The sequence below is a fragment of the Lysinibacillus sp. IITD104 genome, assembly GCF_036698265.2.
GTDB classification, from domain to species: domain Bacteria; phylum Bacillota; class Bacilli; order Bacillales_A; family Planococcaceae; genus Lysinibacillus; species Lysinibacillus boronitolerans.
Genome location: NZ_JBAHYH020000001.1, coordinates 4,065,893 through 4,081,641 on the forward strand (window position 1 = coordinate 4,065,893; position 15,749 = coordinate 4,081,641).

Genomic DNA, 15,749 nt, shown 5'->3' on the forward strand with positions numbered 1-15,749 from the left:
ACTGATGATGATTAACAGCCAATTAGACGAGAAATAACGAGACGTTGAATTTCAGATGTTCCTTCACCGATTTCCATTAATTTAATGTCACGTAAATGACGCTCTACATCGTATTCTTTCATATATCCAGAACCACCATGAATTTGGATTGCCTGATTACATGTACGGAAGCCCATTTCAGAAGCAAATAGTTTAGCCATTGCAGCTTCTTTGCCAAATGGCTTCTTTTGATCTTTTAACCATGCTGCTTTATGTACTAGCGTACGAGCAAGCTCTATTTCCATCGCCATATCAGCTAATTTAAATTGGATCGCCTGTAGCTTCGAAATAGGTGCACCAAATTGCTCACGTTCCTTCGCGAATTTTAGTGCCTTTTCATAAGCAGCCTGGGCAATTCCAACAGAAAGAGCAGCGATGGAAATTCGACCACCATCAAGTGTATTTAAAAACTGGCTAAAGCCACGTTTTTCATCCCCTAATAGATTTGTTCTTGGGACACGAACATTTTCTAACACAATCTCACATGTATTGGAGCCACGTACACCCATTTTGTCATAGTTACAGTTGATTGTTACACCTGGTGTGTTTGTTGGCACAATAATAGAAGAAATAATTTTTTTACCATCTTCACGTTTACCCGTTACCGCAGTTACAATAATTTGTCGAGCATATCCTGCATTGGTAATCCAGCATTTCTCTCCGTTAATGATGTAGTCATCACCATCAATAACAGCTGTAGTACGTGTGCCACCAGCATCTGAACCTGCATTTGGCTCTGTTAAACCGAATGATCCTAATGTCTCACCCTTAGCTAATGGAACTAGCCACTCTTGCTTTTGTTCTTCTGTACCGAAGTTGTAAATTGGTGAGGCTCCTAAGCTAACAGCAGCTGCATAGCTTAACCCTGTGCCCCCACATGCTCGACCAATTTCCTCTACAGCTAAAGCGTAGGACACTGTATCCCCACCTGATCCACCATATTCTTCAGGAAACGGGATACCCAATAAGCCTAGTTCTGCCATCTTCTTAAAGCTCTCTATTCTCATTGTTGATGTCTCATCAACCTCACGAGCATACGGTTTAATCTCCTTCTCAGCAAAATCACGCACCATGTCTCGAATCATTTCTTGCTCTTTTGTTAATTCAAAATTCATCCCTAATCCCCCTATTGTTGAATTTGCCATAGTAGATGTAGCTCAAGAACAATTGCTTACAGTGAAATACCGACTAGTCGGTTTGTAAAAACAAATAATAAAACCAGTGTTTCCTACTGGCTACCCCTTTATTATAAATTGCTTCGCTTCTCCCATGGCTTGTTCTGTCACAATTGCCCGTAATACCATATCGGTAAAAACATCTGTGATTTGCTCCATCGTTAATGGTCCTGATTGCTTAAACCATTTGTACGTCCAGTTAATCATCCCGACAATTGCCATTGTTACAATTGTACAAGGTAATTCGGTACGAAAAACCTTTGCTTCCTGACCCTCTGCTATCACTCTTTGTAAAATATCACGATAGTGATCTCGCTTTTTATGGATGATGTCACTATATTCATCTGAGAGTGAACGACTTTCTTCATAAAAAATCGTAATATGTGCTTGATACATATCAAATACTTGTGTCAGTGTTTGCAGCATGGCACACAAACGTGTGATGGGTGTATCGAATTTGTCATATGCAGCTTGCGATTGTTGAATGACATATGAAATAAAGACATCATGAATTTCATACAACAGTTCATCTTTTGATTTAAAATTATGATAAAATCCACCCTTTGATGCCCCAATATATTCCACAATACGATCCACGGTTACATTGTGATAACCATCTTGTTGAAACAATTCAACTGAAGCGTCTACAATTCTTTGTTTTAACGTTTTCTTTACCATAGGCCCTATCATCCTTCATCTAGCTCTATACTTCATCACTCCTTATAATCAGGAAAAACCATTAAACCCTTAGAGTATTCTATTTTTTCCTAATTATAAAAATACTATGACAACATAAATATAGCATTCTCAAAATTTGGTGTCTAGCAACAAAATAGATTTTTCGCAAAATTACGAGCAAAAATTTTACATAGAACAGAAATTAAAAAGCTAAAATCACATATACACCATATGAAGTTTCTTTGCTCTTCATGACAAATTTTCTTCCCTTTCTTTTCTTTGCCTATTAAATGCATTTTACATTGCAGTTAAACTGCGAACCCACTCAACCTATGCTATATTTAAAACCATGGAACTATGAAAGGGTGTTAACAATGGCAAAGAGCGTAGTAATCGCTGAAAAACCTTCTGTAGCACGTGATATCGCACGTGTACTGAAGTGTAATAAAAAGGGAAATGGTTTCCTTGAGGGAGACAAATACATTGTTACTTGGGCGCTTGGACATCTTGTAACACTGGCAGACCCTGAAAGCTATGATGTGAAATATAAAACATGGAATCTAGAAGATCTACCTATGTTACCTGATCGGTTAAAATTAACTGTTATAAAGCAAACTGGAAAGCAATTTAATGCGGTCAAAAGTCAGCTTACACGTAATGATGTCAGTGAAGTCATTATTGCCACAGATGCTGGGCGTGAAGGTGAATTAGTGGCACGCTGGATACTCGATAAAGTAAAGATTAAAAAGCCGCTTAAGCGCTTATGGATTTCATCTGTAACAGATAAGGCAATTAAAGATGGCTTTGCCAATTTAAAGCCAGGCAAAGCATATGATAATTTATATGCCTCTGCTGTAGCTCGCTCAGAGGCTGATTGGTATATCGGGCTTAATGCTACTCGTGCTTTGACTACCCGCTTTAACGCACAGTTGAATTGTGGACGTGTACAAACGCCAACGGTAGCGATAATTGCTACACGTGAAGATGAAATTAAAAACTTTAAGGCACAAACTTATTATGGTATTGAAGCGCAAACAACTGACAACTTGAAGCTCACATGGCAAGACCAAAATGGAAATAGTCGTAGCTTCGATAAAGATAAAATCGATACGCTGGTCAAAAAAATTGGAAATAGCAATGCCATCGTTGTGGACATTGAAAAGAAACCAAAAAAATCATTTGCACCTGGACTTTATGATTTAACAGAGTTGCAGCGTGATGCCAATAAAATCTTCGGCTATTCAGCGAAAGAAACTTTAAATATCATGCAAAAACTCTATGAACAACATAAAGTGTTAACTTATCCACGTACGGATTCTCGCTTTATTTCACAGGATATTGTTGCCACATTACCTGAACGCTTAAAGGCCTGTGGTATTGGTGAATATCGCTCCATCGCCAATAAATTACTTACAAAACCTATCAAGCCAACAAAGGCATTTGTCGACGATAGTAAAGTATCAGATCATCATGCGATTATTCCAACAGAGGGCTATGTAAATTATTCAGCTTTCACAGATAAGGAACGTAAAATTTATGATCTTGTTGTAAGGCGTTTCCTAGCTGTTCTACTGCCTGCTTTTGAATATGAACAACTAACACTGCGTGCAAAAATTGGCGATGAAAGCTTTATTGCTCGTGGAAAAACGATTTTATCATCTGGCTGGAAGGAAGTTTATGAGCATCGCTTTGATGATGAGGACACAACAGATGACGTAAAGGAACAAATACTACCACGCATTGATAAGGGCGATATATTAAAAGTAAAGCTTATTGCCCAAACTTCTGGTCAAACAAAGCCACCTGCTCGATTTAATGAAGCTACTCTTTTATCAGCCATGGAAAACCCAACAAAATATATGGCAACGAATGATAAAAAATTAGCCGATACATTAAAATCTACAGGCGGTCTTGGCACAGTCGCTACACGTGCAGATATTATTGAAAAGCTTTTCAATTCCTTCTTAATAGAAAAGCGTGGTGGCAAAGATATTTATATTACCTCTAAAGGTCGTCAACTACTCGACCTAGTGCCAGAGGAATTAAAATCCCCTGCCCTGACAGCAGATTGGGAGCAAAAGCTTGAACTTATTGCAAAGGGCAAGCTAAAAAAAGATGTATTTATTAGCGAGATGAAAAATTACACAAAGGAAATTGTTACAGAGATTAAGGGTAGTGACAAAAAGTATAAGCATGATAATATCTCTACCAAATCATGTCCTGATTGCGGTAAACCAATGCTTGAAGTGAATGGCAAGAAAGGAAAAATGCTTGTCTGCCAAGATCGCGAATGTGGTCATCGGAAAAATGTCTCACGTACCACAAATGCACGTTGTCCACAATGTCATAAAAAATTAGAGCTTCGCGGAGAAGGTGATGGTCAAATTTTCGTTTGTAAATGTGGCTATCGTGAAAAATTATCCGCCTTTGAAGCAAGACGTAAAAAAGAAGGCGGAGGCAAGGTCGACAAGCGCTCCGTACAAAAGTACTTAAAGCAGCAAAACAACGAGGAGCCTGTGAACAATGCACTTGCTGAAGCATTGAAGGGATTAAAGTTCGATTAATTAAAAGGGCAAATTCACTCTATATGTGAATTTGCTCTTTTATTATGCATACTCACCCCATCTAAACATATCTTGAATTGACTGAATATTCTATATCGAGGGAGGTTTTTAATGGAAGCAAAAAATTTTAGGCCACGTAATGTAATTTTTATGACGGTTGTTGTAGGTGTCTCTGTGTTAATTGGCCAAGCTATTTATGTCTTGTTTATTGATGTACCTTTTCCATAAGAAAGATTTATATCTTTAATTGACTAAGTAAATATTTCCCATTATTGATTATTTCCTGATGATTCGGTTTCCATTTTTGTGCCTCTAGATTATGCTGATAGGCATTTTCAAATAACCGTAACTCCCTGTATAAAAGGCTTAATTGTAAATGAGGAATCCATGTTGAATAAGCACGCTTTTGGATAGTCATTGTATCGGCAGGAGCTTGTTGCAAGGCTTGAGAGTACCAGTAAATAGCCTCTTTATGTTTTAGTTGCTCCATAAAAAATTGGCCCATTCGGCAACATGCTTCTGGCTTTGGTCGATCATATAAGAAAGATTGCAAAATAGCTTGCTGTGCTTGTTGATCATCATGTAAACGTCGATAGCATTCCCCTACATGTAAGCAAGCTTCAATGCAATCATCTGTTGTGCCTAAGTTACTATCCAAAAATAGATTGTATTGATTAATAGCTTCTAGGTAACGTTGATGTAATTTTAATTCATTCCCATAATGAAATGTCTCAATTGCTGAAAGAGAATGTCCATCCTTTATTAATCCCTCATAAATACGTATATTACGATGGATATCTTTTGTTAACGGTAAATGTGTAACAGCGATATCACTATGGTAGAGCTGCCCAGACACCCTTAAATTCTCATGGACAGCACCTTCCCATTGAAAATGATTCGCCCTTTTTACTAGACGATATTTTCGTTCACTACACTCCACTTCTCCGTCACAGTCAAGCGTCAAATAATAATCCATTGTTACAGCATCAATAGAGGGAAATAAGGATTGCTTTAGTTGGCTGAACTTGTACTGATTTTCCTTTGTCATAACATCATCAGCATCGAGCCATAAAATATAGTCTTTTGTTGCTTGCTGAAAGGAAAAATTTCGTGCTTTAGCAAAATGATCACACCAGGAAAAATCGTAAATTCGAGAGGTAAAATTTTGGACAATCTCCTTTGTTCGATCAGTTGAGCCTGTATCAATGATGTTGATCTCATCCACTAGGTGCTGAACCGAATCTAAGCATCTTTCAATCGTACATTGTGCATTTCTCACAATCATACATAAACTAATTGATAACATCTGTCCCCTCCTTAATAAGGTTTTACTATATGCTAATGTAGTATTTTATCGAAAACATTTTCCGATTATCACCTAACTTTGTAAATTAATCATGTAAATCAAAAAAAACGAACGCGTCTCACGTTCGTTTTTTTCTAGCATTTGATATCCTGCTGAATCAAGATAAATATTGCTCGCGCCATGATAATTGTTCTTTGTCTGTAAGCTGTTGTTCTAAATGATGATCCCATTGATTGAGTAATGTATTCCACACTCGTACAAATACTATATCCTGCTCCTTATCATAAAGAACAAACTCTAAACACGGGCTATCATTAATTTGTCGAGCTTCTGTTTGAACAATATTTGCGATGACTTTCTGAGAGTTCCCTTCCTCCTCTTCATCCACTTCCTGTAAAGCTGCGATCACCATGGACTCCTCAAACTGTTCCTGTTGCTCTGCTTCTTTGTCAATATAACGATAGAGCTCTGGCAATTCATCATATTCATCATTATTCGTATCGACTGTGAGAAATGATTGATGGCAAGGACTAAAGTAAAGCGTGGAGGTTTCTTCTTCTAGTTCTTCTTCAAAAATACCTCGTTCTAGCTGTTGCTGCCCTTTCTCAGTTAGTCTATAGAAATCATCTTCATTCCTCACAAGATTTACTCGAATCATTAAAGAAATCAAGTCCTCGATAAATAATGGGTCTACAAGCAATAGCTCACTCAATTCCTGTGTGTTTCCAAAATCGGCCTCTTGAATACTAAGCAGAAGCATTGTCATTAAGACATCCATTGTTGAACGGCGAACTGGCTTATAGGTCACATCAACTGTCCGAATGGGAATACACCATTCAGCCGTTTTGACAATCTTAATATTACGATTCTGCTGAAGCTCACGCATAAGCCGTTGCTGTAATTTTGACAATCTATATCACCAATCCTTCATGATTACGCAAGCCATCGTAGGATTTTACTGTCTTTAATAAATTTGCATACATCTCTCTTGTATCTTGATGTTTTGCACGTTTTGCAAACATTTCTGCACTTCCAACAAGCAGTAGTAACTCACGAGCACGAGATAGCGCGACATTTAAACGACGATAATCTCTGGCAAAACCGATATCCCCGCCTTTAGGTGTATTACGAACCATACTCACTAAAACGACATCCATTTCCATTCCTTGAAATTTATCAACAGTCCCTGTTCTAAATTGCAGGTGTGGTAGCTGTAATTCCTGCTGAAGAAGGCGATTAATTTTCTTTACCTGCTCACCGTAGAAACTGATGACACCAACGCTTTTTTGAGCATCCTGTGGCATACGCCCTGCTTCTTTTGCCGCCTTCACCGCTTCATTGAGATCCAGCAAAATACGTCTAATTGTTAGTAATTCACCTTCATTATAACGACTCGTTCCACCTTTTACTTGCTCCTCTAAATAAGGTTTTTCTGTTGGAATATCAATCCATAGTAAATGGTCATCACGTTTTATAAATTGCCCCTCTAAGCCATGATCTCTTGCTGCATCCGAATCTGGTAAGCCACATTGCAAGCCATTTTCCTCTTTGGCATAAAATGGTGTGATACTTTGCATAATCTTCTCATGCATGCGGTATTGCAGTGCTAGCATTTGCTTATGTGTTGGTGGCAAATTATTAAATAAGCGCTCAAATAGAGATTCACGCAACAGATTTTTTAATTCCTGTGCACCCTCAAAGTTTGGATTTTCTTCAAGCATTGCCTTTAATGTTTCCTCTAGTGTATCATCCCCAAGCAATGGTGGTAGCTGATGATGATCACCTACTAATATAACTTTCTTCCCCTTCAGCATTGGTAAGAGTAATTCTGGGGGTGTTGCCTTTGAAACTTCATCAATAATAACCACATCAAAGGTTGGATAGTTTTCCATAAACTCCTTACTAGCAGAGGCTACGCATGTTGTTCCAATAACGTTAGCATGACGCACATATAATTTTCGAATTTCATCTAAATCATACTCTGTTGCGTTTTGTAGTTTTTCACGCCATTGTTCTTGTAGTTTTTTACGAAGTGGTAGCTGTTTTTCCTGACGTTGTAATGCTTTAATTGCTTGGTTTGCAGTTTGTATAGCTTCCTTCACCTCTTCTGCCGTTCGTTCTGGCGTAGATTGTAAAAGCTTTGTATAGGAAGCTAATTGCTTTTCTTTCTTCAATCCAGCTATATTAATGTCTTTTATCTGTTCTTCCATCTGCGTTAGCTGCTGCTCTACTTCCTGCAAGTTTGTTTGGATAGTCTGTAAAGAGGCTTGTTTAGGAACAAGTTGTACTTTAGCCTGTTCCACTGCCTCAAGCTGCTGCTTTGCTTGTTGAAGAGACTCTCTAGCTTGTGAGGCAAGAATTTTTAAATATTCTACAGATTCTTCTGGTTCTTCAGTAATCTGAAAGGCGTTTGCCAGTTGTTGTAACCGTTCAGTATGTTGTATAAAGGGTTGGAGCTGCCGCTGGTAACTTTGCACATCAAAACTAGTTATTGCACACTCCTGATGAATTAAAGTTACTAGATTTTTACGAAAAGTTTCGTATTCCTGATCTTTATGGTCTTGCTGTTGCTTTAGTGCTATTCCCTTTTGCCAAACAAAATCACGACGCATATATAGCCCGAGCAAATAACTTTCAATAACATCAGTTGCTGGTGCTTGACCATCTTGAAAAGCCGTGTTTAACTGTGCGAATACACCAGTAAGGTTTTGCAAAGAAAACGGTTGTACTGGTTGTAGTCTACTTTTAGCAAGGGCACGCTCCTTGACTTCATGCGTAACCAAAGCCTCTAGCTTCACAATTGCTTTTTGTAAACGAGCATTAATTGTTGACCATGCCTCTAAGTCCTTAGCATCTTCTAAATGCTGCAAGCGACCAATTTGCTGCGAAAGTACATGAGAAGGACGAATTTGATAATGTTGTAAAAAACGCTGGATAAGCTCAAATGAGGTTAAGGTATATATATATTTTTGCGCTTCCTTCATGATAACGAGACGATTGCTTTCGATTTCATATTTCTGCTGTATCTCTTCAAATTGCTGTGTTAACTGGTGCTTTTGCTCTTGTAGTTCTTTATATTGAGCAGCAGCCTCTAGATGTTTTACTTTTTCAGTAGTTTCCTGAATCGTACTTTGTAATTGCTCAACTGAAGGGTAATCAGCAAGTGTCTGTTCAAGCTGCTGTACAATTGGCTCAATTTGTGCGAGCTGTTTTACATAATGCTCTTTTTGAGCTTCACATGTTTGTTGCTCTGTTTTAGCAGCCTTCAATTCTTTTTTTAATGCTTGAATCTCCTGCTGTAGAATGGGTTCTTCAATAGCTGCTTGCTCTTTTGCAGCAATTTCCTGTGTTAATTGCTCTAGCCATTGCTCTAATTTCTCTTGCTCATCCTTTGCTTTTACAAGATTTGCTTCTAGCTCTTGCTGACGTTCTGGAAATATTGTAATTGCTTCTTCAATCGCAGCAAGTGTCTGCTCACGCCACTGCAGTGCAACATTTTCCTCTATAAATTTTTTACCCTCTTCCTCAATACTCTCCGTTCTACCATAGCGTAAAATTCGAATTTCTTGATTGGACAGTAAGCGTCCTAATGCATTATCTACAGCTAAATTAGACTGTGAGGCAACAAGTGTTTTTAAGCCTGCTTTAACATTTTGCTGACAAATCTCTGAAATGACAGTTGTTTTCCCCGTACCAGGTGGACCCTGAATGACATACAAATCCTCAACGGATAATGCACCTAAAACGGCTCGTCGTTGATATTCATTTAAATTATTATGAAACTCAATATCTTCGCGTAGCTTGGATGCGCGAACTGTAGGACGCCGCTCAAACAGTATTGTTTCTAAATTAGGGTTTACTGCCTCACCCTTTTCTAGCTTTGTAAAACCATTACGTAGTCGTCGAATTTGGCTTAATGTTGCAAAATTACTGAAGCTCGCTTGTTTTGTACGAAGATTCAGCTGATCTCTGCGAGCTAAATCCTGTACGAAAGGTTTTAAATCAATTTCAACCGTTTGCTTTCCTGCATTCGCCTTTAAAATCTGCCCAATTTCGCCACGAACTCCTTGAATGCTAACACTTAAACCCTCTAGCTTTTTCCACTCTTTACTCTTTATGTAGGGGCATACAATGGTTAAGCGTGTAAAGTCTTCATTGAAATAGCTTTGCTTAAATTCTGTATGAATATCATCAATTGTCGCGTCTTGTTCTTGTATCTTTAGATAGCCTTCCCAGCTGGCTATACGTTTTTTTACATACTCTGTACGTTCTTCTGCAATCGGTAGCTGTCTTATTTTGCTGTGCAGCTCAAGTGGAATACCTGCTCCATTATTAGGCTTCGTCACAAATTGTAATGCGGCTGCTAGGCGACGGTTTGTGTTAATAGGTCCACGCATATGGACAAATCGTATATTGGTTGCCAGCAAACCTTCCACCTTTAGCACACAATCCATAATGACCGTTTTCTCAGCAAGAAGATCGGATAATTTTTCGTTGTCCTCCGCATTAAAATAGATGGATAAAAAGGTTTCACCAACTGTTTTTGCTTTTCGTTTTTCAATATAGACAGTAAAGGATCTTTGTAACGCAAAAAAGGCATGCTCGTTTGCTGAGCATTCCTCTACCGCTTCCTTCGCCTTATTGGTCAAAATAAGATTACAGCGTTGTTTTTCTAGTAAAGCGATGTCCTGCATGAGCAGCCCTCCTTCCTGTGTCACTAAAGTTTTATTTTATCACATCCTAAAACAATACTTACAAAGAAAAATCCCCTGCACAGTGATTTCTTACCACCGTACAAGGGCTATCTTAATGTTGATCAATTGTTTCCTTCGGCAAATTCTTGCTCATTTCACAGTACTGAACAAATACCCGTGCTAATTCACGTAAACGGCTATGAACGTCTGCATCTACAATATTATTGTTTGCATCAAAATGTGATGTATGTGTATACACATAATTTGGCGTAACAAGCGCTCGGAAGTAGTCTAAAATAGGCTTTAATTGATTTTCGACTACAAGATGATGCTGGTATGTGCCTCCATTTGCAACAATGGATACAGGCTTATAGCGCATTGTTTTAGGGTGTAAGAAGTCAAAGGCATTTTTCAAAACACCTGGAATAGACGCTTGGAAAATAGGCGTTGCAATAATGTAAGCGTCTGCCTCCTCAAATTGTTGAATCATTTTTTTCATATCATCATTTAATGGAGAACCATCCACAATTTGATGCTTATATTGACTAAAATGCATCATTTCTAACTCGAAACTAGCATCTAATTCTTTAATATATTGCTCCACTTGCTCTAAAATAGCACCAGTTTTACGACCAAACATCGTGCCATCTACGAGTAAAATTTTCATCATTACTATGCCTCCACATTCATCTTCTACAATAATATTGTAACAAATGAAAAGTGGCTCGGAAAGGATTGTCATGGCTTTAGATATAAATTCAGCCTTTAGACGGAACGCTAAAATTATTCCCTAAATTAATTATCCTGATCATGATGTCGGAAATGGACTTCCTTATCAATGACCGTTTCCTCAAGCTTATATTTATCTCGATTAATAACAACCTCACGATTTACTTTCTCGCCTTCATTCAGCTTATCCCAATTAAATAATATCTCTCTTGAAATGTCCTCTTCTGATACTTCTGGATACTCTAATGTTGCTAACTCATCTGATGGATAAATAGTGACTGGCTGCTGTTTACCATATAGGGCAATGATAATCATAGCCTTTGCCACTTGTGTAGCTTCGATTGCTCTAGAACGCTTTAAAGGTCCAATTAATAAAGGCTGTGCAAGCTTTAATAATTTTTCTCCTGCCTTTTCTCCTAATCGAAATTCTCCTCGGTTCCCTACTAAGAGTGAGGGACGAATAATGGAAAGTCTTTGTAAGCCTAGTTCCTGTAAATCATGCTCAAGTTTGCCTTTAACTCGATTATAGTAAAATGGAGAATTCTCATTAGCTCCCATTGCCGTAATCACAAGAAAATGAGGGATTCCCCGTTTTTTTGCTAAAGAGGCAATTGCTAATGGGTATTCAAAATCTACCTTTTCAAACATTTCACGAGAGCCTGCCTTTTTAATGGTTGTACCTAAGCAACAATACAACTCGTGAGCAAATCCTATATCGTTTTCTTCTATTCTATCAAAATCACGAATTTTCACTTCTAACTTCGGATGCGTAAAAGTTAGCCCTCTTCGTGCAATAACTGTTACTGAAATATACTCATCATTTTCACATAATTGTTCAACTAGAGCGGAGCCGGTTAAACCAGTCGCCCCTACAACAATCGCTGCACGCATACTCATTTTTTCTCCCATCCTTCTACATATTGATAGTGTATCAATGACGCCTCACGCTAACAGCATCCAGATTTTTCCAAATTCACACCACAAGCTCGTCTTCCAAATCCGCGATACCCTACGTAGGCTGTATCCTGACACATTGGAATTAAACAAAAACATGCTATCGTCTCTCTTTGTGCAGAGGGATTTTTCTAAATCAAGATAAAGACCTTCCAGTTGTTATGTATCATTCCTACCATTGGCCTTACTATCTATATCGGCCATTTCTTTAATGATTAAAACAGATTAAAGATAGCTATTTTAGAGGATTCCTCTAGAGACATTCATGATCAAATCCTAAATTTTACACATACTTGCTCTTTCTTCGCCATAATTTAAAGAGACAGAGGAAAGGATGGGATACATTTGCAAAACGAAACACACGCAATTGAACCAAAAAAAACGATTGTTTTCATTATTGAAAGCTGTATTGATAAAGGGCTGTATCCTTTTGAGCGGGTTTCAACATTAGCTAAACTACTTTCGAATGAGAAGGTTTTTATCTTTGTAAAGACTCCTTCAAATGACGGAATCCAAATTTTAATGAATGAAGGAGTTACGCCTATTCTATTTGATCACTTTAACGAATTACCTAAGCAAATCAAAGGACTTCAACCTGATTTAATTGTTAGAGATGGGCGAAATTCTGAAGGCTGGCAAGTAGAGGAATTACGACCTTTCTGCAAAACAATTATTCATTTTGACGATTTTGGTGAAGGTGGCCAAGCCTGTGATTGTGTACTACTAGCACTCTATCAAGAAGTAAAAGATTATTTACCATCGCATTATATTGGTGGAAGCTTTGTTTTTGCTCTTCCAGATGCCTATCAACATTTCGATAATATACCTGATAGTAAAACACCTGAAAATCCGCCTCATATCGTTGTCGCTTTTGAGGATGGGGACGAGCATAATTTAACATATCGAACACTTCGACACCTAACTCAACTACAAATACCACTACAAATTACAGTTATGATTGACGACAGCTATCGCCATGCAACGGATGACTTGCAAATGATGGTACTTAGTCGTCGTAATACTGCCATTCTTCGAGATAAAAATGCACTCCTCAAACTACTACCTAAAGCAGATGTCATTATTTGTAATGCTAACTATACACCTTATAAAATTGCCTCTTATGGTGTACCATGCATTACACTTGCGCAAACTGAAGCTGAGCTTTTACATGCTTTCCCTCGCGAGCACAACGGCTTTATCCATCTAGGACTTGGTCGTAAAATGAAGCAATCACAAATACAAAATGCTGTCATGGAATTTCTTTTACACGAAGCCCGCAGTGAACGAGCAGTGAGAAAACAGCGACAGCTTAATCTTGCTGGTAATAATGAGACACTCCAAGCATTACTCTTAGATTTTGCTTATGATCGTCATAATATCGCTTCTACTTAGTGCTACTTCCAAGATGATTATGATACAATATATAAGAATTTTTCACTCCAACTCCTCTTATAGAAGTTGGGACATCAGTATATTCAACAAGTACCCGATTGATTTTAAAGAATAAGCGGTGGGGGATTAGCAAAACCTCCATCGCTTTTACACGCATTCACTATAAAAACATTCTCAAAAGGAGTAGTCATCATGCCAACAAAAAGTGATATTGAATACCAAATTAGAGAGTTAAAAATGGACTATATCAATTTACAAGGTGATATAGAAAAGTTGGAGTCCACTGGGCACAATGATCAGGTAGCTAAGGCAGAGCAACGTCTTGCGAATATGGAAGCACAATTAGCCGAACTTAACAAGCAACTTGCAGAACTATAAAATGTAAACAAGAAAGATAGTTGGAGGAACAGATATGGCAATATTAACAGTAGAAAATTTAGGTCACTCTTTCGGTGATCGTACACTCTTTAAAGATGTATCGTTTCGTTTAGTGGAAGGTGATCATATTGGACTTGTAGGAGCGAATGGTGTCGGTAAGTCTACTTTAATGGGCATCATTACAGGTCAAACGATCCACGATACAGGAAAAGTTGAGTGGCTGCCTGGCACACACTATGGTTATCTAGACCAACATACCGTCCTATCGGCTGGTAGAACCATGCGTGAAGTATTACGCGATGCCTTTTTACCATTATATAAAAAAGAAGAAGAACTGAATGAAATTACTGGCAAGATGGCAGAGGCAACGCCTGAAGAATTAGAAGTACTTTTAGAACAAATGGCAGAAGTGCAAGATGCATTAGATGCAGGAGATTTTTATTCATTAGATATGAAAATTGAAGAGGTGGCACGTGGACTTGGACTTGATGCCATTGGCTTAGAGCGTGATGTAGCTGCTCTTTCTGGTGGACAACGCACAAAGGTACTACTTGCTAAGCTTTTATTAGAAAAACCAAAAGTACTTTTACTAGATGAGCCTACGAACTATCTTGACGAAGAACATATTACTTGGTTGAAAATTTATTTAAAGAACTATCCATATGCCTTCCTTCTAATCTCACATGATACAGAGTTTATGAACGAAACAGTGGATGTCATCTTCCAACTGGAATTTTCAAAGTTAACTCGTTATACTGCAACATACGAAAAATTCCTTGAACTTGCTGAAATTAATAAACGTCAGCATATTGAAGCCTATGAAAAGCAACAGGAATTCATCAAAAAGCAAGAAGATTTTATAGCCAAAAACAAGGCACGTTACTCCACTACTGGTCGTGCAAAATCGCGTGCTAAGCAACTTGATCGTTTAGAGCGAATAGATCGCCCAGAAACAGCTGTAAAACCAGAATTCGGTTTTAAAGAAGCCCGTTCATCTAGCCGCTATGTTGTAGAGGCCGAGAACTTAGTTATTGGTTACGATAAAGACAAGCCATTACTTCCCCCACTATCTTTTGCTATTGAACGAGGGGAAAAAATTGCTTTAGTCGGTATGAACGGTGTGGGTAAATCCACATTATTAAAAACAATGTTAGGTAAAATTAATGCGCTTGGCGGGAAAGTAGTCCGTGGTGACTACCTGTATCCTTCTTACTTTGAACAGGAAGTAAAAGCAGAGAAAATCACACCGATAGATGATGTTTGGAATGCCTTCCCTTCTATGGAACAAGCCCAAGTACGTGCAGCTTTAGCAAGAGCTGGTCTAAAAACCGACCATATTACACGTCCGCTTAATTCATTATCTGGTGGCGAGCAAGCTAAAGTTCGTTTATGTAAATTAATGATGGAGGAAGCTAACTGGCTACTCTTCGACGAACCGACAAACCATTTAGATGTAGATGCAAAAAATGAATTAAAACGTGCCATGAAGGAATTTAAAGGTACTATTGTGCTAGTAAGCCACGAACCTGATTTCTATGAAGGTCTCGTAACAAAAGTTTGGAATGTACAAGATTGGTTTACTTCTGGACAACAAAGCCAAGACTAATAATTATTTCAAGGGCAGCTCCAACATTTTATGGAGCTGCTCTTTTATTTTTTTTAACTCCGATGTATAATTAGCCTCATTTAAACATACTATAATCAGTGGACTAACAATTTTACTCCAACTAACTCTCTCCTACAAGGTAAACTCAGAATCCTAGTAGTCCCTATTAACTCATCACCAATTTTATAGCTTAAAAAGTCATATTCTAAATGGTTAACATAAACTTACATCATT

11 protein-coding genes are annotated in these 15,749 nt (G+C 38.0%); 4 read left to right on the forward strand and 7 right to left on the reverse strand.

The window, feature by feature from the left end; genetic code table 11:
- Nucleotides 1–11 precede the first annotated feature (11 nt).
- Both V1L66_RS20500 and V1L66_RS20505 read right to left on the reverse strand, forming a co-directional pair.
- Entirely contained in the window at nt 12–1,154 is a 1,143-nt protein-coding gene (locus V1L66_RS20500; RefSeq protein WP_036078132.1) for an acyl-CoA dehydrogenase, read from the reverse strand.
- Between the two features lie 120 nt (nt 1,155–1,274).
- Nucleotides 1,275–1,892 (reverse strand): TetR/AcrR family transcriptional regulator, encoded by a 618-nt coding sequence (locus V1L66_RS20505; RefSeq protein WP_036078131.1) that lies wholly within the window; start codon nt 1,890–1,892, stop codon nt 1,275–1,277.
- 374 nt (nt 1,893–2,266) lie between these two features.
- On the opposite strand from V1L66_RS20505, the gene V1L66_RS20510 reads away from it, so the two are divergent.
- Nucleotides 2,267–4,456 carry a DNA topoisomerase III gene (locus V1L66_RS20510; RefSeq protein ID WP_333006201.1) on the forward strand — a complete coding sequence of 730 codons (2,190 nt, stop codon included), beginning with the start codon at nt 2,267–2,269 and terminating at the stop codon, nt 4,454–4,456.
- A 235-nt stretch (nt 4,457–4,691) separates the two neighbouring features.
- Here V1L66_RS20510 and V1L66_RS20515 read toward each other — a convergent pair whose 3' ends face one another.
- From V1L66_RS20515 to V1L66_RS20535, 5 genes are all read right to left on the reverse strand, one after another.
- On the reverse strand, nt 4,692–5,762 hold the full coding sequence (locus V1L66_RS20515) for a glycosyltransferase family 2 protein (protein ID WP_333006202.1): 1,071 nt from the start codon (nt 5,760–5,762) through the stop codon (nt 4,692–4,694).
- Between the two features lie 157 nt (nt 5,763–5,919).
- Nucleotides 5,920–6,672 carry a hypothetical protein gene (locus tag V1L66_RS20520; RefSeq protein ID WP_333006203.1) on the reverse strand — a complete coding sequence of 251 codons (753 nt, stop codon included), beginning with the start codon at nt 6,670–6,672 and terminating at the stop codon, nt 5,920–5,922.
- 1 nt (nt 6,673) lies between these two features.
- Nucleotides 6,674–10,456: an ATP-binding protein gene (locus V1L66_RS20525; RefSeq protein WP_036078123.1), complete on the reverse strand. Its 3,783-nt coding sequence runs from the start codon at nt 10,454–10,456 to the stop codon at nt 6,674–6,676.
- A gap of 112 nt (nt 10,457–10,568) precedes the next feature.
- Nucleotides 10,569–11,123, reverse strand: a complete 555-nt coding sequence (locus V1L66_RS20530; protein ID WP_026023374.1) for an NADPH-dependent FMN reductase — start codon at nt 11,121–11,123, stop codon at nt 10,569–10,571.
- A gap of 128 nt (nt 11,124–11,251) precedes the next feature.
- Nucleotides 11,252–12,082 carry an oxidoreductase gene (locus tag V1L66_RS20535; protein ID WP_258859150.1) on the reverse strand — a complete coding sequence of 277 codons (831 nt, stop codon included), beginning with the start codon at nt 12,080–12,082 and terminating at the stop codon, nt 11,252–11,254.
- Nucleotides 12,083–12,484: 402 nt separating this feature from the next.
- Between V1L66_RS20535 and V1L66_RS20540 the strand changes: the two genes are divergently transcribed.
- The 3 genes from V1L66_RS20540 to V1L66_RS20550 all read left to right on the forward strand — a co-directional run bounded on the left by V1L66_RS20540 (nt 12,485) and on the right by V1L66_RS20550 (nt 15,515).
- Nucleotides 12,485–13,531 carry a PseG/SpsG family protein gene (locus V1L66_RS20540; protein WP_066037048.1) on the forward strand — a complete coding sequence of 349 codons (1,047 nt, stop codon included), beginning with the start codon at nt 12,485–12,487 and terminating at the stop codon, nt 13,529–13,531.
- Between the two features lie 192 nt (nt 13,532–13,723).
- Nucleotides 13,724–13,909: an SE1832 family protein gene (locus V1L66_RS20545; RefSeq protein ID WP_016992348.1), complete on the forward strand. Its 186-nt coding sequence runs from the start codon at nt 13,724–13,726 to the stop codon at nt 13,907–13,909.
- Nucleotides 13,910–13,943: 34 nt separating this feature from the next.
- Nucleotides 13,944–15,515 carry an ABC-F family ATP-binding cassette domain-containing protein gene (locus V1L66_RS20550; RefSeq protein WP_016992347.1) on the forward strand — a complete coding sequence of 524 codons (1,572 nt, stop codon included), beginning with the start codon at nt 13,944–13,946 and terminating at the stop codon, nt 15,513–15,515.
- Nucleotides 15,516–15,749 lie beyond the last annotated feature (234 nt).

Coding starts and splice junctions, on each gene's coding strand:
- V1L66_RS20500 (WP_036078132.1), bottom strand. CDS start 1,154: ATGAATTTTGAATTAACAAAAGAGCAAGAAATGATTCGAGACATGGTG.
- V1L66_RS20505 (WP_036078131.1), bottom strand. CDS start 1,892: ATGGTAAAGAAAACGTTAAAACAAAGAATTGTAGACGCTTCAGTTGAA.
- V1L66_RS20510 (WP_333006201.1), top strand. CDS start 2,267: ATGGCAAAGAGCGTAGTAATCGCTGAAAAACCTTCTGTAGCACGTGAT.
- V1L66_RS20515 (WP_333006202.1), bottom strand. CDS start 5,762: ATGTTATCAATTAGTTTATGTATGATTGTGAGAAATGCACAATGTACG.
- V1L66_RS20525 (WP_036078123.1), bottom strand. CDS start 10,456: ATGCAGGACATCGCTTTACTAGAAAAACAACGCTGTAATCTTATTTTG.
- V1L66_RS20530 (WP_026023374.1), bottom strand. CDS start 11,123: ATGAAAATTTTACTCGTAGATGGCACGATGTTTGGTCGTAAAACTGGT.
- V1L66_RS20535 (WP_258859150.1), bottom strand. CDS start 12,082: ATGAGTATGCGTGCAGCGATTGTTGTAGGGGCGACTGGTTTAACCGGC.
- V1L66_RS20545 (WP_016992348.1), top strand. CDS start 13,724: ATGCCAACAAAAAGTGATATTGAATACCAAATTAGAGAGTTAAAAATG.
- V1L66_RS20550 (WP_016992347.1), top strand. CDS start 13,944: ATGGCAATATTAACAGTAGAAAATTTAGGTCACTCTTTCGGTGATCGT.